Genomic DNA, 22,693 nt, shown 5'->3' with positions numbered 1-22,693 from the left:
CGGGCGCCGGCGCCGGTTCCGCCGAGCCGCCCGAGCGGCTCAGAGGGCGGCGTGCAGGGCGCGCATCGCGCGGATCGCGGAGCGGATCTCCTGGAGGTAGCGGCCCGGGGTGAGGGTGGGCTCGGGCAGCCGGGCCAGGTCGGGCAGCGCCGGGTCGACGCCGACCGTGTCGATCCCGCAGCGGTACGGGAGGGCGAGCGTCCGTAGCGCGTCGCAGTGCTGGAACGGCACGTAGATCGGGGCGGTGACGAGCAGGACCTCGTCGCGTGCGGCGAGCCGTGCGTGCCCGGCCCAGAACCGCTGGGTGTCGGCGGTGTGGGCCCGACGTCGTTCCGGTTCGCTGGACGGCGCGGCGAGCACCCGCACGGGCGGGGCGCCGGCCGGGCGGTACGTGCGCGAGGACCAGGAGTGGTGGGGATGCCCGGCGTCCAGGCCGTCCCGCTCCGCGGGCCCGGTCACCCCGAACGCGAGCCGGACGGCCGCGTCGAGCGCGTCCACCTCGGTCTCGCCGCCGGCCACGCCGGCCTCGGCCAGCGTCCGCCGCTCGACGTCGGACAGCGGGCGGTGGCTGCCCAGCACCGCCACCTCGCCGGTCACCCGGACGCCCCGGCTCAGCAGGTGCGCCGCGTACGACACCCGCCGCAGGCAGGCGTGCGCCAGCCCGCCGAGGACCAGCAGGTGGGCGTACCGGGGGAGGGCCGGCGGGACGGCGTGGACCAGGCCCAGCGCCGCCGCCGCGTCCCGCACCAGCCCCGCCGTGGCGGCGTCGAGGGCCGGTTCGCGGGCCTCGGGCCGTTCCCGGCCGGCCCGGAAGTCCCAGTGCCGCGCCGAGAAGTCGTCGAGCCCGGCCAGCACCGCGGCGAGGTCGCCGGTGGGCCACCGGCCGCCGAACCGGTCGACGAGCCCGCGCAGCGGGGCGGACGCGATCCACGCGGCGATGCCGTCGACGATCGCGCCGGCGTCGGCGGCGAACGCCCCGCGAGCGAGTGGCAGCGGCGTCACCTCGGTGACCGTCGTGACCGGGGTCGCGGTCCCGGGCGAGGACGGGGTGGGACGCTCGGGCACGGTCGGATCGTACCGGCCGGCGGACGGCGGGCCGGGCGGTACGGCGTGCTGCTGGCCGTTGGGTCGCGGCCTGGTAGCCGCCCGCACCACGGGCTGGGCCACCCTTCGCGCTGGTCGCGGCGGCGCTGCGCCTGCTCGCGTACTGCGCGGAAAACGTCGGTCCAACGCGGGTCTGGTCACCGGAAGCGCGTCCAGAGTGCACATCGGCGACGGAAACCGTTGACGTTGTGTCAGGCCGGGCGGATGCTCGCGCTACACGCTGGCTCTTGTCCCCGCCTCGACGGTGGTGAAAGCGTGCGGTAACCGCGAACCGAAGGGTGCGACGATGACCACCGATCTGTTGGCCCGGCACCGGGCCGTGCTCCCGTCCTGGATGCCGCTGTACTACGAGGACCCGATCGAGCTGGTCTCCGGCTCCGGCCGGCGGGTCACCGACGCCGAGGGCCGCACGTACCTGGACTTCTTCGGCGGCGTCCTCACCACGATGCTGGGCTACGACATCCCCGAGGTGCGCGAGGCGGTCGAGCGGCAGGTGCGGACCGGGATCGTGCACAGCTCCACGCTCTACCTGATCCGGCAGCAGGTCGAGCTGGCCGAGAAGATCGCGCGGCTCTCCGGCATCCCGGACGCCCGCGTCTTCTTCACCAACTCCGGCACCGAGGCGAACGAGGCCGCGTTGCTCGTCGCCACCAACCACCGCCGCTCGCACCAGATCCTCGCCGTGCGCAACAGCTACCACGGCCGGTCGTACGCGGCGATGGGCGTCACCGGCAACCGTGGCTGGTCGGCCAGCCCGCTGAACCCGCTCCAGGTGGCCTGGCTGCACTCCGGCGAGCGGCTCCGCGGCCTGCTCGCCCGGCTCGGCCCCGACGAGCAGGTCGACGCCGCGGTCGAGGACCTGCGCGAGGTGCTGGCCACCCAGACGGCGGGCGACGTGGCGGCGCTGATCGCCGAGCCGATCCAGGGCGTCGGCGGTTTCGTGCACCCGCCGGACGGCCTCTTCGCCGCGTGGAAGAAGGTGCTCGACGAGACCGGCATCCTGTTCATCGCCGACGAGGTGCAGACCGGCTGGGGGCGCACCGGCGAGCACTTCTGGGGCTACCAGGCGCACGGCGTGACCCCGGACCTGCTCACGTTCGCGAAGGGCATCGGCAACGGCTTCGCGCTCGCCGGCGTGGTGGGCCGGGCCGAGGTGCTGGAGTCCGTGCCGGCCATCAGCTTCTCCACCTTCGGCGGCAACCCGGTCTCCACCGCCGCCGGCAACGCCGTGCTCGACTACCTGCTCGACCACGACCTCCAGGCCAACGCGGCCCGCACCGGCGCGATCCTCGCCGACGGCCTGCGCGCCGCCGTGGGCGGCCTCGACTGCGTCGCGGAGGTACGCGGCAAGGGGCTCATGCTGGCCGTCGAGTTCGTCCATCCGGGCAGCAGCGAGCCCGACCCGGCGTGCACGGCGCGGGTGTTCGAGGCGTGCCGGGCCGGTGGACTGCTCGTCGGCAAGGGCGGCCTCCACGGCAACGTGCTGCGGATGGGCCCACCGCTCACGCTCACCGAGGAGGAGGCCCGCGAGGGCCTCGCCATCCTGGTCGACGCGATCCGCGGCGCGGCCGAGGTGCCGGCATGAGCGCGGTCATCGGGCACTTCGTGGACGGCAAGCGGTTCGTCGGGACCTCCGAGCGGCGGGGCGACGTGTTCGACCCGGCCACCGGGCGGCGTACCGGTGCGGTCTCGCTGGCCTCGGCCGCGGACGTCGCGGTGGCGGTGGAGGCCGCGTCGCGCGCGGCCCGGGCCTGGCGCGACGCGTCGCTCGCCAGGCGGACGTCCGTGCTCTTCGCGTTCCGGGAGTTGGTGCGCGCGCGGCGGGACCGGCTGGCCGAGGTCATCACGGCCGAGCACGGCAAGGTCCTCGCCGACGCCGCCGGCGAGGTGCAGCGCGGCCTCGAGGTGATCGAGTACGCCTGCGGCATCCCGTCGGCGCTGCGCGGCGCGTTCAGCGAGAACGTCTCCACCGAGGTGGACTCGTACACCCTGCGTCAGCCGCTCGGCGTGGTCGCCGTGATCTCGCCGTTCAACTTCCCGGTGATGGTGCCGCTGTGGTTCGTGCCGGTCGCCGTGGCCTGCGGCAACGCGGTGGTGCTCAAGCCCAGCGAGAAGGACCCGAGCGCGGCCCTGCTGCTCGCCGAGTGGTTCGTCGAGGCCGGGCTGCCCGACGGCGTGCTGAACGTGGTCAACGGCGACAAGGAGGCGGTGGACGCGCTGCTCGACCACCCGGAGGTGCGGGCCGTCTCCTTCGTGGGCTCGACCCCGATCGCTCGGTACGTCTACCAGCGCGGCACGGCGGCGGGCAAGCGGGTGCAGGCGCTGGGCGGGGCGAAGAATCACATGGTGGTGTTGCCGGACGCCGACCTGGACCTCGCGGCCGACGCCGCCGTGAACGCCGGCTTCGGCTCGGCGGGGGAGCGGTGCATGGCGATCTCCGCCCTCGTCGCCGTCGAGCCGGTCGGTGACACGCTGGTCGGGAAGATCGCCGAGCGGATGGCGGGGCTGCGCACCGGGGACGGTCGGCGGGGATGCGACATGGGTCCGCTGGTCACCGCCGCGCACGCGGAGCGGGTCCGCTCCTACGTGGAGGCCGGGGTGGCGGCCGGTGCCGTGGCGGTGGTGGACGGCCGCGACGTCGAGCCGGACGGCGACGCGGGCGGGTTCTGGCTCGGGCCGACCCTGTTCGACCGCGTGACCCCCGAGATGTCGGTCTACACCGACGAGATCTTCGGTCCGGTGCTCAGCGTGCTGCGCGTCGGCTCGTACGAGGACGCGCTGGACCTCGTCAACGCCAACCCGTACGGCAACGGCACGGCGATCTTCACCAACGACGGCGGGGCGGCCCGGCGTTACCAGCACGAGGTCGAGGTCGGCATGGTGGGGATCAACGTACCGATTCCGGTGCCCATGGCGTACCACTCGTTCGGCGGCTGGAAGTCCTCGCTCTTCGGTGACCTCCACGCCCACGGCGAGGACGGGGTGCGCTTCTTCACCCGGAGCAAGGTCGTCACGAGCCGGTGGCTGGACCCTCGGCACGGCGGGGTGAACCTCGGCTTCCCCGTCCAGAGCTGAGACGGGGCGGCGCGCCGGGCCCCGGTCGGAAGAATGTCGACCGGGGCCCGGCGCGTCCGCTTTGCCGGTGGACGAACGACGGTGGATAACGGTTCGGTGCCCAGGTCTTGAAGTCCGGGCCCGGCTGCCGTAGAAATTCTTCAGCAACACTCTGTGAACTGAAGACAATCAACAGTCCCCCCTGCGCCTCGTACGGCGACCGTCACCCCCACCATCGGCGGTCGCCCGGCCCGACCCGAGGAGAGAGCATGAACAGGCGTGACATCCTGCGGCGCAGCGCCGCCGCCGGCCTGCTGGCCACTCCCGCCGCCGGTCTGCTCGCCGGCTGCGCCACCGGCGGTGGCGACGACGACAAAGGCGAGACCTACAAGGGCACGAAGAGTGAGCAGAACCCGTTGGGGGTCAAGGAGGACGCCCCGCTCGAGGTCGTGATCTTCAACGGTGGCTTCGGCGAGGACTACGCGAAGTCGCACGAGGCCATGTACAAGGAGAAGTACCCGAAGGCCGAGATCAAGCACTCGGCCACGCAGGAGATCAACAAGACGCTCCAGCCGCGCTTCGTCGACGGCACCCCGCCGGACGTGGTGAACAACTCCGGCGGCGGGCAGATCGACTTCAACGGCCTGGTGTCGCAGAAGGCCATCGCCGACCTGGCCGAGCTGCTCGACGCGCCGAGCCTCGACATCCCCGGCAAGACCGTCCGCGACACGCTGCTGCCCGGCGCCGTGGAGGTCGGGTCGTACGACGGCCAGTTCCTCGTGCTGAACTACACCTACACGGCCTACGGCATCTGGCACTCCACCAAGCTCTTCGCCGACCGCGGCTGGCAGTACGCCAAGACCTGGGACGACCACATCGCGCTCTGCCGGCAGATCAAGGCCGCCGGCATGGCGCCGTGGACGTACGCCGGCAAACACCCCCGCTACATGAGCTGGCCGGTGATCGCCACCGCCATCAAGCTCGGCGGACCATCCGTGGCCACCGCCATCGACAACCTGGAGCCCAACGCCTGGAAGTCCGACGCCATGAAGACCGCCGCGGACGCGTGGTACCAGATCGTCAAGGACAAGTTCATCCTGGACGGGTCGCCGGGCCTGGACCACATCCAGTCGCAGACCGCCTGGTGCCAGGGCAAGGCCGCCTTCATCTCCTGCGGCTCCTGGCTGGAGAACGAGCAGAAGAAGGTCACGCCCGCGGGCTTCAACATGACGATCCAGCCGACGCCGAGCCTCGGCAGCGGCGACAAGCTGCCGTTCGAGGCGTTGCGGGGCACCGCAGGCGAGCCGTTCATGGTGCCGACCAAGGCCAAGAACGTCGCCGGGGGCCTGGAGTACTTCCGCGTCATGCTGTCCAAGAAGGGCGCGCAGGACTTCACGCGGAAGGTCTCCAGCCTGACCGTGGTGGCCGGGTCCACCGAAGGCGTCGAGCTGCCGTTCGGCCTGACCACGGTGGTCAAGGCGCTGGACGCCTCGGGCAGCAACGGCTTCAACTGGGTCTACAACAACTTCTACCGCAAGCTGGAGCGCGAACTCGTCGACGCGGCGTGCGGCGAGTTCTTCAGCGGCCGCACCAGCCCCGCAGAGTTCCTGGACCAGTGCCAGAAGGGCGCCGACTCGATCGCCCAGGACACCTCGATCAAGAAGTACAAGCGGGCCGCGTGACGTCCGGGCCGGTGGGGACGGGCCGAACCCGGCCCCCCACCGGCCCACCGCTGGGGGAGTAGGTCCTTCTCGTGAAACATGGCAAGTACCCGCTGATCGTCACGTTCCTCGTGCCGCCGGTGCTGCTGTACGTCATCTTCGTGGTGTCGCCGTACCTGCAGGCGTTCCAGATCTCGACGACCGACTGGCTCGGCTTCTCGGCCGAGGCCGACCCGGTCGGCCTGGCCAATTTCGAGGCGCTGCTGCACGACGGGCGGGTGTGGAACGCGATCGAGAACAACGCCATCATGCTCGCCGTGGTGCCGGTGGTGACGATCGGTCTCGGGCTCTTCTTCGCCACCATGCTCAGCATGGGCGGGCGTAAGGGCCGCGCCGGAGTGACCGGGGTGCGTGGCAGCTCGGTGTACCGGCTGGTCTACTTCTTCCCCCAGGTGTTGTCGGTGGTCATCATCGCCCTCCTCTGGAAGGAGGTCTACCACCCCAACAACGGCCTGCTGAACGGCGCGTTGCGCACCTTCGGGCTGCCGACGCCGACCTGGCTCGGAGACCCGCGCACCGCCTTCTGGTGCGTGCTCGCCGTGATGGTCTGGAGCAACGTCGGGTTCTACGTGGTGCTCTTCGGCGCCGCCATGTCGGCCATCCCACGCGACATCTACGAGGCGGTCATGCTCGACGGAGCCTCGCGCCTGGTGACCCTGCGCCGGATCACCATCCCGCTGCTCTGGGACACCGTCCAGGTCGCCTGGATCTACCTGGCTATCGCCGCTCTGGACGGGTTCATCCTGGTGCAGCAGATGACGGACGGCGGGCCCAGCTTCTCCTCCGACGTGATCGGCCTGCGAATGTACAACACCGCCTTCGCCAGCGAATCCAAGTTCGGGTACGCGTCGGCCATCGGCGTCGTGATGTTCTTCCTGACCCTGACCGTGGCGGTGCTGGCCCTGCGGGCCGCCCGGCGTGATCGGATCGAGTACTCGTGACCACACTGGACCGACCCACCACGGCCGGAACGGAGCGAAGCGGGCCCGCCGCCGGCCCCACCCGCCCCCTGCGCCGCGAGCGGGGCTTCGCCAACGTCTTCTCGCACGGGTTCCTGCTGTTCTGGGCCGCGCTGACCGCGCTGCCGCTGCTGTGGATGTTCCTCAGCTCGTTCAAGAGCGACAGGGAGATCCTCACCGACCCGTGGGGGTTGCCGGGCGCCCTGCGCTTCGAGAACTGGGCACGGGCCTGGACCGAGGCGCACATCGGCCAGTACTTCCTCAACAGCGCGATCGTGGTGGCCGGATCGCTCACGCTGACCATGCTCTTCGGCGCGGCCGCGGCGTACGTCTTCGCCCGGTACGAGTTCCGTGGCCGGCAGGTGATCTACTACCTCGTCGTCGGTGGGATGATGTTCCCGGTCTTCCTCGCGCTGGTGCCGCTCTTCTTCGTGGTGCGGAACGCGGGTCTGTTGAACACGTGGCTCGGTCTGATCCTGGTGTACGCCGCCTACTCGCTGCCCTTCACCGTGTTCTTCCTGACCGCCTTCTTCCGGACACTGCCCACGTCGATCGCGGAGGCGGCGCTCATCGACGGGTGCGGTCACTTCCGGCTCTTCTTCCGGGTGATGCTGCCGATGGCACGACCGGGAATGATCAGCGTCGCGATCTTCAACTTCCTGAGCCACTGGAACCAGTTCATCCTGCCCCAGGTGCTCATGCAGGGCGAGAACTCCAAGCCGGTGCTGGCGCAGGGCCTCGCCGCGTTGGCGGTCAGTCAGGGGTACCAGGGCGACTTCAGCGGTCTGTTCGCCGGGCTGACCATCGCCACCCTGCCGGTGCTCGTCGTGTACGTGCTCTTCCAGCGCCAGGTGCAGTCCGGACTGACGGCGGGCCAGCTCAAGTGAGGGCGGTTGACCGGTAGGGAATCTCCTACCTATTGTGGTGGCCATGACCGTCACCCACGTGCAGCTCGTGTCCGTACCCGTCGGCGACCAGGACCGGGCCCGCGACTTCTACGTCGACGTCCTCGGCTTCGACCTCGTCTTCGACAACCCGATGGGGCCCGGCGGCCGCTGGGTCCAGGTGGCGCCGAAGGGCGCCGCCACCGGGCTGACACTCGTCACCTGGTTCCCGACCATGCCGCCCGGCTCGCTCAAGGGCCTCGTCCTGGAGACCGACGACCTCGACGGCGACGTGGCGCGGCTGCGCGAGCGCGGCGTCGTCCTCGCCGACGATGGCATCCAGGACGCGCCCTGGGGGCGGTACGTGACGTTCGACGACCCCGACGGCAACGGCATCGTCCTCCAGTCCACCCGTGTCTGAGCCGGACGTCTTCGGGGCGCTGGCCAACCCCACCCGGCGGGCCGTGCTGCGACTGCTGCTCGAGCGGGGGGAGCAGCCCGTGCAGCAGCTCGCCGACCACTTCGCGATGCGCCGGCCCAGCCTGTCGGAACACCTGCGGGTGCTCAAGGACGCCGGCCTGGTCGTCGAGCGCCCGTCCGGGCGGCAGCGGCTCTACTCGCTGCGACCCGAGCCGCTGCGGGAGGTCGCCGACTGGCTCGACCCGTACGAGCGGTTCTGGCGCGGCCGCCTCACCGCCCTGCGCGACGTGCTGGACGAGGCGCCCGATGAGTGACGGGGGCACCGTGTCGGTCGACCAGTTCCTGCCTCATCCGCCGGCGAAGGTTTGGCGGGCGTTGACCGATCCTGATCTGATCGCGCGCTGGCTCATGCCGACCGACTTCGTGCCGGTCGTGGGGCACCGGTTCACGTTCCGCACCACCCCCAGGCCGGACCGCGGGTTCGACGGGACGGTGCACTGCGAGGTGCTCGACCTCGACCCGCCGCACCGGTTGCGCTGGTCGTGGCGGGGCGGGGGCCTCGACACGGTGGTCGCCTGGACCCTCGTGGCCGAGGGGCGGGGCACCCGGCTGCTGCTCGAACACAGCGGCTTCGACCCCGACGACCCGCTGCAACGGCGGACGCGGGACCTGCTGGGCGGCGGCTGGCGCTCCCACGTCCTACGCCGCCTCACCGAAACCCTGAGAGAAACCCCCTGACCCACCCGGCCTCCCCGGCGTGGCCGCCCCGAAGCGTGCCTGTCCCGGGCGTGCCTGCCCCGGGGGTGCCTGCGCTGGGGCGCCTGCGCCGGGCGTGCCTGCCCCGGTGATCAAGAGCCTTGCGTCAGATCCGGGCCCGATCCTGACGCAAACCTCTTGATCAACGGGCTGGGGGTCCGGGGGCTGGGCGGGGCGGGGTGGGGCCGGAGTGATCGTGCTCGATCGTGGAAGTAGTGGTCACGGCCCGGGGTGGAGGGCACTACATCCGGGATCGAGCGCAATCTTGCCGACGGCGCGCGGCCGACAGGGCGCGGCCGACGGCGGGCGCGCGGCCGGGATGGGGGCGCTGCGCCGGTCAGGCGCTGGTGGGCACGAGGAGGGTGTGCAGGGCCTCCGGGTCGTCCACCTCGGACAGCTCGCGGGCGGCGAGCCAGGCCGCAGCGGCGGCGCCGTCCCCCGCCGAGCGCAGCGGCGCGTCCGGCCAGCGCCGGGCCGCCTCGGCCCGTACCGCGGCGGCGAGCGGGGTGTCGCCGGTGAGCAGCCCGCCGCCGAGCACGAGCGGGGTGGCGGTCCCGGCCGGCCGGATCCGGCTCACGCTCTCGGTGAGGTGACCGGCGGCCTCGGCGACGAGGGCGGTGCCCACGGGCTCGCCGGCCGCGGCGGCGGCGACCACCCGTGGGGCGAGCCGGGCCAGCTCCACCGGCGGTCGCCGGGTGACGGCCTGGACCACGGTGTCGACCGTGTTCCGGGGGCGCGGCGCCACGTCGGCCGACCCGAGCAGGTCGGTGAGCACCTGCCGGCCGAGGGCTCCCGGTGTCCGGCCGCGGTCCAAATCGGCGAGCAGCCGGCGGACGGCCTCGCGGCCCAGCCAGAAGCCGGAGCCGGCATCGCCGAGCAACCAGCCGTGCCCGTCGGCGACCCGGTCGAGGCGCAGGTCGCGCACCTCGGCGGCGATCGCGCCGGTGCCGGCGATGAGCACGGTGCCGGCCGGGGCGGAGGTGCCGGAGGCGTACGCCACGAGGGCGTCGCCGTGCACGGCGTACGGGCAGCGCAGGCCCGCGTCGTGCCAGGCTCGGTCGAAGGCGTCCCGGCCGGCGGGGTCGGCGAGCAGGCGCCCGGCGCCGGCCAGCCCGATGGCGCCGGCCGCGACCCGGGCGGGGTCGACGTCGGCGAGCGCGCCACGCAGGGCGGCCAGGATCTCGACGGCGGCGCGTTCCGCGCCGTGGCTCGTGGGGTTGCCGCCTCCGGCCCGCCCCGCGCCCACCCGCTCTCCGGCGAGCGTGAGGGCGGTCGCCCTGGTGGACGTACCTCCGACGTCGAGTCCCACCACGACGGTGCCGGACATCCGCGACCCCCTTGATCAGGTGACGTTCATGCTGGTGGTCCCGGCGGTCCGGGGCAAGGCCGCCGGCCGGGCCGGGGCTTGTGCGCCAGGTAACAGTTTGAAAACTTCGTTCACGCCGGTTGACACGAAGGGGGGTTCAGTAAGAACTTTTACCACTAACAGTTAACAGTCTTTTCGAAAGGCGTCCGATGGTTGATCACGAGGTGGACACCTCCGCGGGGACCGCGGTGGTCGACGCCGACGGATTCGACCGACGGGGCATGCTCGGCGCCGCCTCGGACGGTGTGCTCGCCCGGGTCCGCAGCGGGCTCGGCGAGCTGACCGGGGCGCTGCGCCGGGTCGCCGAGCACGTGCTGAGCGACCCGGAGAGCGCCGCCCGCTCGACCATCGTCGAACTCGCCGAGCGTAGCGGCACCTCGCCCGCCACGGTGACCCGTTTCTGCCGTGCGATGGGCTTCGAGGGTTACGCCGACCTCCGGCTCGGGATCGCCGCGGAGACCGGCCGGGCCCGGTCCGCCGGCTGGACCGTCGACATCGGACGCGAGATCCAACCGGGCGACCCGCTCGCGCGGGTGCTCGACCAGATCATGGCGGCGGACACCCGGGCCATGCACGACACGGCCGCCCTGCTCGACCTCGCCGAGGTCGAACGGGCCGCCGTGGCCATCGCGGGCGCATCCCGGGTGAACATCTTCGGCGCGAGCGGCAGCGCCCTCGTGGGCGAGGAGATGCAGTTCAGCCTGCACCGCATCGGTGTCGCCGCGTGGGCCTGGAACGACGTGCACGAGGGGCTGGCGAGCGCCGCCCTGCTGCGCCCCGGCGACGTGGCGCTCGGCATCTCGCACACCGGGCAGACCCGGGAGACCATCGAGATGCTGGCCGAGGCGGGCAGCCGCGGCGCCACCACCGTGGCGCTCACCGGGTTTCCCCGCTCCCCGCTCGCCGAGCTGGCCGACATCGTCCTGGTGACCGCCAGTCAGGCCACCACCTTCCGGCCGGACGCCCTGAGCGCCCGCCACCCCCAGCTCGTCGTGCTCGACCTGCTCTACATCGCCGTCGCGCAGCGGACCCACGACCGGGCGCATGCGGCGTTCCGGCGCACCGCCCAGGCCGTCGACGGGCACAAGGCCGCGAAGGGGGTCGTCTCGTGATCAGCGCCCGGACGTACGCGGACGCGCTCCGCCCGGTGCTGGACCGGCTCGTCGACACCCAGGCCGACGGGCTCACCCGTGCCGCCGACCTCATCGCCACGAGCCTGCGCGCCGGCGGGGTGCTCCAGGCGTTCGGCGCCGGCCACTCCGAGGCGTTCGCCGCGGAGCTGGTGGCCCGGGCCGGCGGGCTGGTGCCCACCAACCGGCTGTCGGTCCACGACCTGGTGCTGCACGGCGACGCGCCGCGGGACGTGCTCGCCGACCCGAAGCTGGAGCGAGACCCCTCCATCGCCCACCAGATCTACGCGCTCGCGGCCCCGCAGCCGCAGGACGTGTTCGTGGTGGCGTCGCAGTCCGGCATCAACGGCTCCGTGGTCGAGCTGGCGACGCTGGTCACGGGGCGCGGTCATCCGCTCATCGCGGTCACCTCCGTCGAGCACACCGCGCGGGTCGCCCCCCGGCACCCGTCCGGGCGGCGGCTCGCCGATCTCGCCGACGTCGTGCTGGACAACGGCGCGCCGTACGGTGACGCACTGCTGCCGCTCGAGGGCGGCGGCGCGGTCTGTGCGGTCTCCTCGGTCACCACGGCGCTCCTGGCGCAGCTGCTGACCGCGGAGGTCGTACGACGGTTCCACCAGGCCGGGGAGGTACCCCCTATCTACCTTTCCGCCAACGTCCCCGGTGGGGACGAGCACAACCTCGCCCTCGAGTCGCGGTACGCCGGGCGCCTCCGGCGGACCGCCTGACCCGAATTCCGAAGGAGAGACGACGATGTCGATTACCCCCGAGCACCCGGCAGCGCTCGACCGCCGTGCGGTGCTGCGTCGTGCCGCCGCCGTCGGCCTGGCCCTCCCCGCCGCCGGCCTTCTCGGCGCCTGCGCCACGAGCGGCGGCGAGGAGAAGAACGAGCAGGTCTCCGGCGGCACCAAGAGCGCGACCAACCCGCTCGGCATCAAAGAGGACGCCCCCATCGAGGTGATCATCTTCAATGGCGGCTACGGCGAGAAGTACGCCACCGACGTGCACGAGCCGCTGTACAAGAAGGCGTTCCCCAAGTCCGAGATCAAGCACCAGGCGACCCAGGCGGTCTCCACGGTGCTCCAGCCGCGGTTCGCCGGCGGCAACCCGCCCGAGTTCGTCAACAACTCCGGCGAGAAGTTCCTCGACTTCGGTGCGCTCGTCAACGACGGCCAGCTGCAGGACCTGACCGAGCTCTGGGACGCGCCGTCGGTGCACGACCCGAGCAAGAAGGTCCGGGACACCGTCATTCCGGGCATCGTCGAGCAGGGCATGTTCGACACCGCCGACGGGCAGCGCAAGCCGTATGTGCTCTACTACGTCTCGACCGTCTACGGCATCTGGTACTCGGGCAAGCTGTTCAAGGACAACGGCTGGACCGCGCCCACCAACTGGGAGCAGTTCACCGCGCTCTGCGAGCAGATCAAGGCCAAGGGCATCACCCCGTACGGGTACGCCGGCGCGAACGCGGCCTACTACCAGTGGAACGTGATCCTCACCCAGGCCGCGAAGGTCGGCGGCCCGGACGTGCTGAAGAACATCGACAACCTGGAGGACGGCGCCTGGAAGCAGGAGGCGGTCCTGCAGGCCGCCGAGGCGTGGGCCGAGATCGGCGCGAAGTACTCGGACAAGAGCTTCGAGGGGCTCAAGCACACCGACGTGCAGCTGCGCCAGAACCAGGGCAAGCTCGCCTTCTACCCGTCCGGTGACTGGCTGGAGAACGAGCAGAAGAAGGACACGCCTCCGGGCTTCACCTACCAGCTCATGCCGGTGCCCAGCCTCACCGCGTCGGACAAGTTGCCGGCCAACGCTATCCGGGCGGCCGGTGGCGAGGGATACTTCGTCTCGGCCAAGAGCAAGAACCCGCGCGGCGGGATGGAGTACATGCGCCAGATGCTCTCGAAGGAGGGCGCGCGGGGCTTCACCGAGACCGTCGGCGCCGCCACGGTGGTGCCGGCCGGCAGCGAGGGGTACGAGTTCCCGCCCGGCGTGGCCAGCTCGCAGGCCGCGCTCAAGGCCGCCGGCGCGAACGTGTTCAACATGATGTTCGACAACTGGTACAAGGAGCTCGACACGGAGGCGCGGACCGCCACCAACGAGCTGATGTTCGGGCGGATCAAGGCGGACGCGTTCGCGGAGCGCATCCAGAAGCGCGCCGACGCGATCAAGAAGGACAGCTCTGTCACCAAGTTCAAGCGCTGATCGGAGCGTAGGGGTCATGCGGCACCGCAAGTATCCGTTCGTGATCGGGTTCCTGATCGTCCCGGTCACGCTGTACGTGGTCTTCGTCATCGCGCCGTACGCGCAGGCGTTCCAGATCTCGATGACCAACTGGCGGGGGCTCTCCGCTCCCCAGTGGGTGGGCTTCGACAACTACCGGAGGCTGCTGGACGACGGCAGCTTCTGGAAGGCGGTCCAGCACCACGGCGTACTGCTGCTTGCCCTGCCGCTGATCACCATCGCCATCGCGCTGTTCTTCGCCTTCCTGCTCAACGTGGGCGGCAAGAGCAGCGGCGGGCAACGCCAGGGGGTCTGGGGGGCGAAGTTCTACCGGGTGGTGTTCTTCTTCCCCCAGGTCCTGGCGGTCGCCATCATCGCGGTGCTGTTCCAGATGGTCTACCGGCCCAACGAGTCCGGCCTGATCAACGGCGTGCTGATGAAGCTCGGGATGGACCCGGTGCTGTTCCTCATCAAGCCGAACCTGGCCCTCTGGTCGATCCTCGCGGTGCTGGTCTGGCAGGCGGTCGGTTTCTACGTGGTGCTCTTCTCCGCCGGCATGGCCTCCATCCCCGGCGAGATCTACGAGGCCGCCGAGATGGACGGCGCGACCCGGGTGACGCTGTTCTTCCGGGTCACCCTGCCGCTGCTTTGGGACACCCTTCAGGTGGCCTGGGTCTACCTCGGCATCGCCGCGTTCGACGCGTTCGCCATCGTGGCGGTGCTCTCGGTGGACGGCGGCGGCCCGGACGGCGCCACCACGGTCCTGGCCATGGAGATCTACCGCAACGCCTTCGTCTACTCGAAGTACGGCTACGCCTCCGCGATGGGCGTGGCGCTGTTCTTCCTGACCATCACGTTCGCGGCGCTGACGCTGCGGCTCAGCAAGCGGGAAAGCGTGGAGTACTGATGAACCCGCAGTCGACGCTGCCGACCGCACCCGCGGCGCGGCCCCAGACCGGGGCTCCGAGCGCCGGGCGGCGCGGGAAGGGTCAACGTTCCGAGGTACGACTGCTCGCCGGCCTCGGTCACGTGGCGCTCGCCGTCTGGGCGGTGATCGTGATCGTGCCGATCCTCTGGACGTTCCTGGCCTCGTTCAAGAACACCACCGAGATCTTCAGCAGCCCGTGGACCCTGCCGGGAGAGCTGCGCTGGGAGAACTACGCCCGGGCCTGGACCAAGGCGAACGTCGGCCGGTACTTCCTGAACAGCGTGGTCGTGGTCGGGTTCAGCACCTTCGGCACCATGCTGTTCGGCTCCATGGCGGCGTACGTGCTGGCCCGCTACAAGTTCTGGGGCAACCGGGCGATCTACTACCTGTTCGTCTCGGGGCTGGCCTTCCCGGTCTTCCTGGCCCTCGTGCCGCTGTTCTTCGTGGTGAAGAACCTCGGCCTGCTGGACACCCACACCGGTCTGGTGCTGGTCTACATCGCCTACTCGTTGCCGTTCACGATCTTCTTCCTGGCCGCGTTCTTCAAGACGCTGCCGTCGTCGGTGGCCGAGGCGGGGATGATCGACGGTTGCTCGCACACCCGGCTGTTCTTCCAGGTGATGCTGCCGATGGCGAAGCCGGGCCTCATCAGCGTGGCGATTTTCAACGTCATCGGCCAGTGGGCGCAGTACCAGCTACCGCTCGTGCTGCTCTCGAACGCGAAGGACAAGTGGGTGCTCACCCAGGGCATCGCCGACATCTCCGTGAACGCCGGCTACGAAGCCGACTGGTCGGGCCTCTTCGCCGCGCTCACCATCGCGATCCTGCCGATGATCATCGTCTACGCCGTCTTCCAACGGCAGATCCAGGCCGGCCTCACCTCCGGCGCCGTCAAGTAACGAACCGCCGAGGCGCCGGACGGCGGCGCCGCAGCGGGCACGTCCGGCAGCGGGTGGCCATCCACGGGGGATGGCCACCCGCTGCCGGTCTGCGATCCGCCCGGGCCGGGCCGCCGGGATGTCGCAGGGGCGAGGCAGAATCGCATCCGTGCTGGTGGCGGTGGTGGCGACGGAGGGCAGCGGCGGCGTGCTGCGGTCGCTCGACGCCGCCGGGCGCCCCACCGGCCCGCCGGAGCCGGTGGCCGACCTGGCCGCCGCGGTGGCCGCCCGCGAGCGCGCCGCCCACCCGCGCTGGGTCTGGGCGTCCGGGGCGGCGATCTATCCCGGTCTGCTGCGTGCCGGCGTCCGGGTCGAGCGGTGCCACGACGTCGAGCTGACCGAGGCGCTGCTGCTCGGCCACGCCGGCCGCTGGGGCGAGCCGCGCTCCCTCGCCGCCGCCTGGGCCCGGCTGACCGGCGCGCCGGTGCCCGCCGACCCGCCACCCCGCCAGGCCGAGCCGCCCGGCCTCGGCCAGGCGGCGCTCTTCGACACCCCGTCCGGGCCGCCGGGCCCGGGCATCGACGCCCTGGTCCAGGTGTACGCCGACCAGCTCGCCCGCATCGCCGCCACCGCGCATCCCGGCCGCTTCCGGCTGCTGGTCGCCGCCGAGTCGGCGGGCGCGCTGATCGCCGTCGAGATGGGCGCCGCCGGGCTGCCCTGGCGCGCCGACGTGCATGACGCGATCCTCGCCGAGCTGCTCGGCGATCCGTCCCCCGTCGGTGGGCCGCCGCGCCGGCTCGCCGAGCTGGCCGCCCGGATCGCCGAGGTGTTCGGCGTACGCCAGCTGCACACCGACTCCCCGGCCGAGTTGCTGCGCGCGTTCGCCCGGGCCGGCGTGGAGCTGCCCAACACGCGGGCCTGGGTGCTGCGCGGCGTGGACCACCCGGCCGTCCCGCTCGTCCTCGAATACAAGGAGCTCTACCGGATCTGGACGGCGCACGGCTGGGCCTGGCGCGAGCAGTGGGTCCGCGACGGCCGCTTCCGGGCCGAGTACGTCCCCGGCGGGGTGGTCTCCGGCCGGTGGGCGACCCGCGGCGGCGGGGCGCTGCAGATCCCCAAGGTGATCCGCCGGGCCGTGGTGGCCGACCCGGGCTGGCGGTTCGTGGTGGCCGACGCCGGCCAGTTGGAGCCCCGGGTGCTCGCCGCGGTCTCCGGCGACGCCCGGCTCGCCGCGGCGGGCGGTGCCGGCGACCTCTACGCGGCGCTGGCGCAGGACGCGTTCGGCGGTGACCGGGCCCGGGCCAAGGTGGCCCTGCTCGGGGCCATGTACGGGCAGACGGGCGGGGCCGCGGTGCCCGCCCTCGCGGTGCTCCGGCACAGCTATCCCACCGCCTTCGGCTACGTCGAGGCGGCGGCCCGCACGGGCGAGGCCGGTGGGCTGGTCCGCTCGTGGCTGGGGCGCACCTGCCCGCCCGGCTCGGCGGGGTTCGCCGACCCGGGCGACGGCGCGCCCGACTCCACCGACGCGGGCGATCCGCAGAGTTCCCGCGCCCGCGCGGCCCGCTCCCGGGGCCGGTTCACGCGCAACTTCGTCATCCAGGCGACCGCCGCCGAGTGGGCCTCCACGCTGCTGGCCACGCTGCGCGGCGAGCTGGCCGGCACCGACGCCGAGTTGGTCTTCTTCCAGCACGACGAGGTGATGGTGCACGCTCCCGCCGCGCAGGCGGACGCCGTGGCCGCAGCCGTCACGCGGTCGGGCGAGCGGGCGTCGGCGCTGCTGTTCGGCGACACCCCGGTCCGCTTCCCGCTGGATCTGTCGGTCGTCGACTGCTATGCCGACGCCGCTTGAGTTCCGGCGGGTGACCGGCCGGCCTCTCGCCGCGGCCGTCCGCCGTGCGGGGTGACCGAGGCCATAGCGCCGGCGACGAACTGGGGCCCGCACCGCACTGCATCCTGGTGAACGTGAACACGACGGACACAGCGTTGACCAGCGCCGAGGCCGAGGCGGCCGAGGCGGACTTCATGCACGCTTACGAGGCGGGAGCGCCGCGGGCCGTCCGCGAGCGGCTCGGGATCGCCGCGGCCCGGATCGGCGGGGGCGTGGTCCTGTCGATGCGGGAGGACCCGGTCAACTACTGGAGCAAGGCGCTCGGGTTCGGCTTCACCGAGCCGGTGACCGGCGAGCTGGTGGACCGGATCGTGGCGTTCTACCGCACGGAGGGCACCCGGGAGGCGGTGATCCAGATCGCGCCGTCGGTCCTGCCGCCGGAGTGGGACGACATCCGCGCCGCGCACGGGATCGAGCCGGCGGGGCAGTGGGTCAAGCTGGCGGCGCCGATCGCGCAGGTCCGCCTCGGGGACGGCGCCACGCGGCTGCGGGTCGGCCCGGTGGGCGCGAGTGACGCCGCGGAGTGGGCGGAGGTGGTCCTGCGCGGCTTCGGCATGCCGACCGACGGGCTCGCCGGGATGGTGGCGGCGAGCGTCGACCATCCGCATTTCCACCCGTACGGCGTCTGGGACGGGCCGGACCTGGTCGCCGGCGGCAACCTCTTCGTACGCGGCGCGGTCGGCGCGCTCAACGCCGGTGCCACGCTGCCGAGCCACCGCAGGCTCGGGGCGCAGTCGGCCCTCATCGCGGCGCGGGCCGAGGCGGCGCGGGCCGCCGGGTGCCGGTGGTTGGTCGCCGAGACGGGTCGGCCGGCGGAGGGCACCACGAACCAGTCCCTGGTCAACCTGGAGCGTGCCGGTCTGCGGGTCCGGTACGTGCGACAGAACTGGCGCTGGCGAGCCGACGCGGAACCGGTGGCGTGACCCGCCACCCGGTGGGCATATCACCCAATGCATAACGGTTGCGCTATTTTCCCTTTTCGCCCCGCCACCACCACTCGACCGTGCTCGTTGCAGTCTCCGTAGGACGGGACGGGCCGGTAACGGCCCGTCCCATTTCGGAGGGGGCCGCAGCTGAACCGGATCGCAGGAATGATCATCGCCGCGGGTGGGGGACGCCGGATCGGAGGTCCCGAGGCGCTGCTGCACCAGGGGGAACGGCCCCTGGTGAACCGGATGATCGACAGGATGACCGAGGCGGGCTGCGAGCGGATCGTGGTGGTGCTCGGCGCCGCCGCGGACCAGGTGCGCGAGGCGGCCGACCTGACCGGCGCCACGGTGGTGGTCAACAAGGCGTGGGGGACCGGCGTCGGCTCGTCCATCCGCGCCGGCCTGGCCGCGCTCGACGACGAGGGGATCGAGGCCGTGGTGGTCGTCCCCGTCGACATGCCGGGGCTCACCGTCGCCGCGGTGCGGCGCGTCGCCGCGCTGCCGTACCCGGACGCGCTGGTCTGCGCCACGTACGACGGCCTGCGCGGCTACCCGATGCTCTTCGGCCGCCGGCACTGGGCCGGCATCGCCACCCTGGCCAACGCCGACGTCGGCGCGCGGCCGTACCTGCTCGCGCACAAGGACCAGATCGTCGACATCGCCTGCGACACGGTGGCCGATGGCAGCCGGGTCGACAGCCCCGAGCTGATGGCCCTCTACGGGCTGACCGTCCCGCCCCAGCGCGTCGGCGTCTGAGCCCGGAATGGGTCCCGGCGGCGGCCGACCCGCCCGCCCGGCGGCACAGCCGCCGGGCATCGCGGGGTCCGTGGCCGCCGGCCTCAGCTCTGCTTGTCGAGGAAGGCGAGCGTGACCGCGGCGAACAGCGGCGACTCGCCGATGTCGTAGTGCGTGAGCCCGGGCAGAATCGCCAGCGCGTGGCCACCCTTCGGCCGGTTCTCGCCCGCCCAGCCGCCGTCGCGCAGGCCACCGTCGAGCAGCTTGAAGACCTCGACGTAGTGGCTCGGCGGCGCCATGTCGGCGTCGGCGGCGACGACCAGGGTCGGCACCCGCAGGCCGCGGACCTCCTCGGTGAAGTCGAAGTCCTTCGCCATCACCGCACCGAGCTTGTCCAGCAGCCGAGGGAAGTCCTCGGGGCGCGGTGCCACCCGCTGGTACAGCTCGTACATCGGGGTGCCCTTCATGAACTCGGCGGCCGCCGCGTTGACCTGGCCCTGCTGCGCGCGCATCTCCGCGTAGATGGCGTCGCTGCGGATGTGCGCCGACGCCGCCACCACGCGGCGTACCGCGTGCGGGTGCCGGATCGCCACCTGGAGGGCGACCCCGCCGCCGAGGGAGTACCCGACGACGTCCGGCTGCCGCAGCCCGAGGTGCGCGATGAGCGCGGCGATGTCGTCGGCCATCAGCGCGACGTCGATGGGGCGGTCGATGTCGGCGGTGCGGCCGTGCCCCTGCAGGTCGACCAGGACGACCTGGTGGTGCTCGGTCAGGGTGGGGAGGATCGGCGCGAACATCTCACCCGAGCAGAGACCTCCGTGCAGCAGGACCAGCGGCTGCCCCGTGCCGTGCGTCTCGTAGTACAGGTTGATGCCATTGACCTCGGCGTACGTGCCGGTGCCGGTGCCGATGCTGGTCTCGGTGACGGTCATGATGCGCTCCTCGTGCGTCTCGTCGAACTGACACCGGTACTGACCGGGCCGTCCTCGGGAACTCATCGGTGGCGGCGGGAAATTTTTCGAAGCGCCTGTCGCCGTCGCCGGCACGGGCCTCGCCCGACTACGGTGGTCGGCGTGAGTGATGTGGCGACGAGCACAACCGTCGAGTCGCAGCTCGAGGCGTACCGGTCGGAGCTGACCGGCTACTGCTACCGAATGCTGGGCTCGGTCTTCGAGGCCGAGGACGCCGTGCAGGAGACCCTGGTGCGGGCCTGGCGTGGCTTCGACCGGTTCGAAGGGCGCTCGGCGTTGCGGTCCTGGCTGTACCGGATCGCGACGAACGTCTGCCTCACCATGCTGTCCAGCGCTCACCGGCGGGTCCTGCCGATGGACCTCGGCCCGCCCGGGTCCGGTCGCGCCACCGAGCCGGGCGAGCCGCGTCCCGACGAGATCTGGGTGGGTCCCGCCCCCGACAGCCGGGTGCTGCCCGAGCGCAGCGACCCGGCAGACGTGGTCGCCGCGCGCGAGTCCGTCCGGCTGGCGTTCGTCGCGGCGCTGCAGCACCTGCCGCCGCGGCAGCGGGCCGTCCTGATCCTGCGCGAGGTGCTGGCCTGGTCGGCCCAGGAGGTCGCCGACCTGCTCGACACCTCGGTGCCGAGCGTCAACAGTGCCCTCCAGCGGGCCCGGGCCACGCTCGCGTCGGTCGACACGGCCGCCGACGCGCACAAGCCGATGGACGACGAGCAGAAGGCGCTGCTCGCGCGCTACGTGAAGGCCTTCGAGGCGTACGACCTGGACGCCCTCACGACGCTGCTGCACGAGGACGTCACGCTGTCGATGCCGCCGCTGCCGCTGTGGCTGCGCGGCCACGAGGACATCGTGGCGTGGATGTCCGGGACGGGCTCCGGCTGCCGTGGCTCCCGGCTCGTGCCGGTGCTGGCCAACGGCATGCCGGCGTTCGGGCAGTACCGGCCGAGCCTCACCGGCGCGGGGCACGACCCGTGGGCGCTGATCGTGCTGGAGCTCTCAGCCGGCCGGATCACCGCGGTCACCAACTTCCTCGACACCGAGCGCCTGTTCCCGCTGTTCGGGCTGCCGGCCCGGCTCGAATAGGACGTCGGTCAGCCCGAGCAGGCCGACGAGCCGCAGCAGACCCGGGCCGGCATCGCGGACGAGCAGCCGCCAGCCGTGCCGCCGTGCGGTCAGGCCGAGCCGGGCCAGCGCCTCGACCGTCACCACGTCGGGCCGGGTGACGCCGGCGACGTCGCAGGTGACGACGCCGGGGCCGCGGCCGCGCAGCAGGTCGGCGAGGTCGGCGCACAGTGCCGGAACGTCGGCGCGGGTCACCGCCGGGCCGACGGGGAAGAAGATCTCGGTAGGCGCCACGCGGATAGGACCGCCCGGCGCCGGGAAACTCATCGCGTCGGGACCGATGAGTTCCGGGACGCCCCGCGGGTCGAACGGGTATGACGATCCGACAGACCCTGCGTACCGACGGTCCGGTCCTCCTGCCCGGAGACACCGGCTACGACGAGCACCGCAAGGCCCTCAACCCGGCGCTCGATCCCCGTCCCGCCGTCGTGGTCCGCGCCGAGAGCACGGCCGACGTGCAGCGGGCGGTGCTGGGCGCCCGCCGCCACGCCCTGCCGTTCGCCGTCCAGGCCACCGGGCACGGCACCCACGTGGCACACGACGGCGCGCTGCTGCTGCGCACCGGGGCCATGGCGTCGGTCCTGGTCGACCCGGACCGCCGGGTCGCCCGCGTCGGGCCCGGCGCCCGGTGGGGCGACGTACTCACGGCGGCCGCACCGTTCGGGCTCGCGCCGCTGTCGGGATCCGCACCGGACGTCGGCGTCGTCGGCTACACCCTCGGCGGCGGCCTGGGTTGGCTGGCCCGCGCGTACGGGCTCGCCGCCGACAGCGTGCTGCGGGCCCAGGTCGTCACCGCCGACGGCGAACTCACGACGGCCAGCGCCGACCGGAATCCCGACCTGTTCTGGGCGCTGCGGGGCGGCGGAGGATCGTTCGGCGTCGTCACGGCACTGGATTTCCGTCTCTACCCGGTCACCCGCGTGTACGCCGGCGCGGTCACCTTCGGGCGCGAACGCGCCGCCGAGACCATCGCCTTCTACCGCCGATGGATCGAGCGGGTACCGGACTCGCTCAGCACCGCGCTGCTGCTCACCCGCGACGGCTCGCTCGTGGTGAAGGCCATGTACGTCGGTGACGCCGACCGCAGCCGGGCGCTGCTCGCGCCGCTGTGGACGGTCGCGGGGCCCGTCGTCGCCGACGGCATGCGGGTCGTCGACTACGCGGGAGCCGCGATGGGCGGCACCTTCGCCCGTACGTTCGACCAGGTCCGCACGCTCGACGACGAGCTCGTCACGGCACTGGTGGCCGAGCCGGACGCCGCCGTGGAGATCCGCCACTGGGGCGGTCGCATCGCCCGCGACGACGGCGCCGCCGCCCACCGTGACGCGCCCCTGTCGGTCGTCCTCGACACGGTGGCGTCACCGACCACCGCGGCGGCCCTGTCCCGCTGCGGCCTCGGCAGCAGCTTCCTCAACTTCCTGCACGACCCGTCCCGGACCGCGTCGGCGTTCACGAACGAGAACTGGGCGGCGTTGCGCCAGATCAAGGCCGCCTACGACCCGGCGAACATCTTCGGCGCCGGCCTCGCCGTCCCGCCGGCCGCGACCTCGGTCTCCGCCTGAGGTGCCACCGCCCCCACCGGCGCCGCCAACTGCGGTAGCGTCCACGCTCCGACGCGGAGGGCGCGTCGA

At 72.3% G+C, this 22,693-nt stretch carries 22 protein-coding genes; 18 read left to right on the top strand and 4 right to left on the bottom strand.

The window, feature by feature from the left end:
* Nucleotides 1-39: 39 nt before the first annotated feature.
* Nucleotides 40-1,065, bottom strand: a complete 1,026-nt coding sequence (locus tag ACSNOA_RS22840; RefSeq protein WP_436661254.1) for a hypothetical protein — start codon at nt 1,063-1,065, stop codon at nt 40-42.
* Nucleotides 1,066-1,390: 325 nt separating this feature from the next.
* Between ACSNOA_RS22840 and ACSNOA_RS22835 the strand changes: the two genes are divergently transcribed.
* The 8 genes from ACSNOA_RS22835 (at nt 1,391) to ACSNOA_RS22800 (ending at nt 8,880) form a co-directional block, all read left to right on the top strand.
* Nucleotides 1,391-2,689, top strand: coding sequence for an aspartate aminotransferase family protein (locus ACSNOA_RS22835; RefSeq protein ID WP_436661252.1), 1,299 nt, complete (start codon nt 1,391-1,393; stop codon nt 2,687-2,689).
* Entirely contained in the window at nt 2,686-4,179 is a 1,494-nt protein-coding gene (locus ACSNOA_RS22830) for a CoA-acylating methylmalonate-semialdehyde dehydrogenase (protein WP_436661250.1), read from the top strand. The genes ACSNOA_RS22835 and ACSNOA_RS22830 overlap by 4 nt, the downstream gene beginning before the upstream one ends.
* Nucleotides 4,180-4,427: 248 nt before the next feature.
* Nucleotides 4,428-5,840, top strand: a complete 1,413-nt coding sequence (gene ngcE, locus ACSNOA_RS22825; RefSeq protein ID WP_436661248.1) for an N-acetylglucosamine/diacetylchitobiose ABC transporter substrate-binding protein — start codon at nt 4,428-4,430, stop codon at nt 5,838-5,840.
* 71 nt (nt 5,841-5,911) lie between these two features.
* Complete coding sequence (locus ACSNOA_RS22820) at nt 5,912-6,820, top strand: carbohydrate ABC transporter permease (RefSeq protein ID WP_436661247.1); 909 nt, start codon at nt 5,912-5,914, stop codon at nt 6,818-6,820.
* Nucleotides 6,817-7,725 (top strand): carbohydrate ABC transporter permease, encoded by a 909-nt coding sequence (locus ACSNOA_RS22815; RefSeq protein WP_436661246.1) that lies wholly within the window; start codon nt 6,817-6,819, stop codon nt 7,723-7,725. The genes ACSNOA_RS22820 and ACSNOA_RS22815 overlap by 4 nt, the downstream gene beginning before the upstream one ends.
* A 43-nt stretch (nt 7,726-7,768) precedes the next feature.
* Nucleotides 7,769-8,143: a VOC family protein gene (locus ACSNOA_RS22810; RefSeq protein WP_436661245.1), complete on the top strand. Its 375-nt coding sequence runs from the start codon at nt 7,769-7,771 to the stop codon at nt 8,141-8,143.
* Nucleotides 8,136-8,456, top strand: a complete 321-nt coding sequence (locus ACSNOA_RS22805; protein ID WP_436661244.1) for an ArsR/SmtB family transcription factor — start codon at nt 8,136-8,138, stop codon at nt 8,454-8,456. Before ACSNOA_RS22810 ends, ACSNOA_RS22805 begins: the two co-directional genes overlap by 8 nt.
* The gene (locus tag ACSNOA_RS22800) at nt 8,449-8,880 is read left to right on the top strand and encodes an SRPBCC family protein (RefSeq protein ID WP_436661242.1); all 432 of its coding nucleotides are present in this window, start codon (nt 8,449-8,451) and stop codon (nt 8,878-8,880) included. Before ACSNOA_RS22805 ends, ACSNOA_RS22800 begins: the two co-directional genes overlap by 8 nt.
* A gap of 355 nt (nt 8,881-9,235) precedes the next feature.
* On the opposite strand, the gene ACSNOA_RS22795 is transcribed toward ACSNOA_RS22800, so the two are convergent.
* The gene (locus ACSNOA_RS22795) at nt 9,236-10,225 is read right to left on the bottom strand and encodes an N-acetylglucosamine kinase (RefSeq protein ID WP_436661241.1); all 990 of its coding nucleotides are present in this window, start codon (nt 10,223-10,225) and stop codon (nt 9,236-9,238) included.
* 188 nt (nt 10,226-10,413) lie between these two features.
* Between ACSNOA_RS22795 and ACSNOA_RS22790 the strand changes: the two genes are divergently transcribed.
* The 8 genes from ACSNOA_RS22790 to ACSNOA_RS22755 all read left to right on the top strand — a co-directional run bounded on the left by ACSNOA_RS22790 (nt 10,414) and on the right by ACSNOA_RS22755 (nt 18,993).
* Nucleotides 10,414-11,376 carry a MurR/RpiR family transcriptional regulator gene (locus ACSNOA_RS22790; RefSeq protein WP_436661240.1) on the top strand — a complete coding sequence of 321 codons (963 nt, stop codon included), beginning with the start codon at nt 10,414-10,416 and terminating at the stop codon, nt 11,374-11,376.
* Nucleotides 11,373-12,122, top strand: a complete 750-nt coding sequence (locus tag ACSNOA_RS22785) for a sugar isomerase domain-containing protein (RefSeq protein WP_436661239.1) — start codon at nt 11,373-11,375, stop codon at nt 12,120-12,122. Before ACSNOA_RS22790 ends, ACSNOA_RS22785 begins: the two co-directional genes overlap by 4 nt.
* 25 nt (nt 12,123-12,147) lie before the next feature.
* The gene (gene ngcE / locus ACSNOA_RS22780) at nt 12,148-13,596 is read left to right on the top strand and encodes an N-acetylglucosamine/diacetylchitobiose ABC transporter substrate-binding protein (protein ID WP_436661238.1); all 1,449 of its coding nucleotides are present in this window, start codon (nt 12,148-12,150) and stop codon (nt 13,594-13,596) included.
* 16 nt (nt 13,597-13,612) lie between these two features.
* Nucleotides 13,613-14,521, top strand: a complete 909-nt coding sequence (locus ACSNOA_RS22775) for a carbohydrate ABC transporter permease (RefSeq protein WP_436661236.1) — start codon at nt 13,613-13,615, stop codon at nt 14,519-14,521.
* Nucleotides 14,521-15,441 carry a carbohydrate ABC transporter permease gene (locus ACSNOA_RS22770; RefSeq protein WP_436661234.1) on the top strand — a complete coding sequence of 307 codons (921 nt, stop codon included), beginning with the start codon at nt 14,521-14,523 and terminating at the stop codon, nt 15,439-15,441. Before ACSNOA_RS22775 ends, ACSNOA_RS22770 begins: the two co-directional genes overlap by 1 nt.
* A 118-nt stretch (nt 15,442-15,559) precedes the next feature.
* Nucleotides 15,560-17,269, top strand: coding sequence for a bifunctional 3'-5' exonuclease/DNA polymerase (locus tag ACSNOA_RS22765; RefSeq protein WP_436661233.1), 1,710 nt, complete (start codon nt 15,560-15,562; stop codon nt 17,267-17,269).
* Between the two features lie 113 nt (nt 17,270-17,382).
* Nucleotides 17,383-18,231, top strand: a complete 849-nt coding sequence (locus tag ACSNOA_RS22760; protein ID WP_436661231.1) for a hypothetical protein — start codon at nt 17,383-17,385, stop codon at nt 18,229-18,231.
* A 168-nt stretch (nt 18,232-18,399) separates the two neighbouring features.
* The gene (locus tag ACSNOA_RS22755) at nt 18,400-18,993 is read left to right on the top strand and encodes a nucleotidyltransferase family protein (RefSeq protein WP_436661229.1); all 594 of its coding nucleotides are present in this window, start codon (nt 18,400-18,402) and stop codon (nt 18,991-18,993) included.
* A gap of 83 nt (nt 18,994-19,076) precedes the next feature.
* Here ACSNOA_RS22755 and ACSNOA_RS22750 read toward each other — a convergent pair whose 3' ends face one another.
* On the bottom strand, nt 19,077-19,904 hold the full coding sequence (locus ACSNOA_RS22750; RefSeq protein ID WP_436661227.1) for an alpha/beta fold hydrolase: 828 nt from the start codon (nt 19,902-19,904) through the stop codon (nt 19,077-19,079).
* A 141-nt stretch (nt 19,905-20,045) separates the two neighbouring features.
* On the opposite strand from ACSNOA_RS22750, the gene ACSNOA_RS22745 reads away from it, so the two are divergent.
* The gene (locus ACSNOA_RS22745; protein WP_436661225.1) at nt 20,046-21,023 is read left to right on the top strand and encodes a sigma-70 family RNA polymerase sigma factor; all 978 of its coding nucleotides are present in this window, start codon (nt 20,046-20,048) and stop codon (nt 21,021-21,023) included.
* On the opposite strand, the gene ACSNOA_RS22740 is transcribed toward ACSNOA_RS22745, so the two are convergent.
* Nucleotides 20,937-21,296, bottom strand: a complete 360-nt coding sequence (locus tag ACSNOA_RS22740; protein WP_436661224.1) for an STAS domain-containing protein — start codon at nt 21,294-21,296, stop codon at nt 20,937-20,939. The genes ACSNOA_RS22745 and ACSNOA_RS22740 overlap by 87 nt on opposite strands.
* A gap of 80 nt (nt 21,297-21,376) precedes the next feature.
* Here ACSNOA_RS22740 and ACSNOA_RS22735 point away from each other — a divergent pair, with 80 nt between their 5' ends.
* Complete coding sequence (locus ACSNOA_RS22735) at nt 21,377-22,624, top strand: FAD-binding oxidoreductase (RefSeq protein ID WP_436661222.1); 1,248 nt, start codon at nt 21,377-21,379, stop codon at nt 22,622-22,624.
* The last annotated feature ends 69 nt before the right edge of the window (nt 22,625-22,693 follow it).

Source organism: Micromonospora sp. URMC 103, from assembly GCF_051386435.1.
GTDB lineage: Bacteria > Actinomycetota > Actinomycetes > Mycobacteriales > Micromonosporaceae > Micromonospora.
Note: the sequence above shows the minus strand (reverse complement) of the source record. Positions and strands in the feature narration are given on the sequence as shown.

Coding starts and splice junctions, on each gene's coding strand:
- ACSNOA_RS22830 (WP_436661250.1), top strand. CDS start 2,686: ATGAGCGCGGTCATCGGGCACTTCGTGGACGGCAAGCGGTTCGTCGGG.
- ACSNOA_RS22800 (WP_436661242.1), top strand. CDS start 8,449: ATGAGTGACGGGGGCACCGTGTCGGTCGACCAGTTCCTGCCTCATCCG.
- ACSNOA_RS22810 (WP_436661245.1), top strand. CDS start 7,769: ATGACCGTCACCCACGTGCAGCTCGTGTCCGTACCCGTCGGCGACCAG.
- ngcE (WP_436661238.1), top strand. CDS start 12,148: ATGTCGATTACCCCCGAGCACCCGGCAGCGCTCGACCGCCGTGCGGTG.
- ACSNOA_RS22735 (WP_436661222.1), top strand. CDS start 21,377: ATGACGATCCGACAGACCCTGCGTACCGACGGTCCGGTCCTCCTGCCC.
- ACSNOA_RS22775 (WP_436661236.1), top strand. CDS start 13,613: ATGCGGCACCGCAAGTATCCGTTCGTGATCGGGTTCCTGATCGTCCCG.
- ACSNOA_RS22770 (WP_436661234.1), top strand. CDS start 14,521: ATGAACCCGCAGTCGACGCTGCCGACCGCACCCGCGGCGCGGCCCCAG.
- ACSNOA_RS22755 (WP_436661229.1), top strand. CDS start 18,400: ATGATCATCGCCGCGGGTGGGGGACGCCGGATCGGAGGTCCCGAGGCG.
- ACSNOA_RS22750 (WP_436661227.1), bottom strand. CDS start 19,904: ATGACCGTCACCGAGACCAGCATCGGCACCGGCACCGGCACGTACGCC.
- ACSNOA_RS22835 (WP_436661252.1), top strand. CDS start 1,391: ATGACCACCGATCTGTTGGCCCGGCACCGGGCCGTGCTCCCGTCCTGG.
- ngcE (WP_436661248.1), top strand. CDS start 4,428: ATGAACAGGCGTGACATCCTGCGGCGCAGCGCCGCCGCCGGCCTGCTG.
- ACSNOA_RS22790 (WP_436661240.1), top strand. CDS start 10,414: ATGGTTGATCACGAGGTGGACACCTCCGCGGGGACCGCGGTGGTCGAC.
- ACSNOA_RS22765 (WP_436661233.1), top strand. CDS start 15,560: ATGTCGCAGGGGCGAGGCAGAATCGCATCCGTGCTGGTGGCGGTGGTG.
- ACSNOA_RS22795 (WP_436661241.1), bottom strand. CDS start 10,225: ATGTCCGGCACCGTCGTGGTGGGACTCGACGTCGGAGGTACGTCCACC.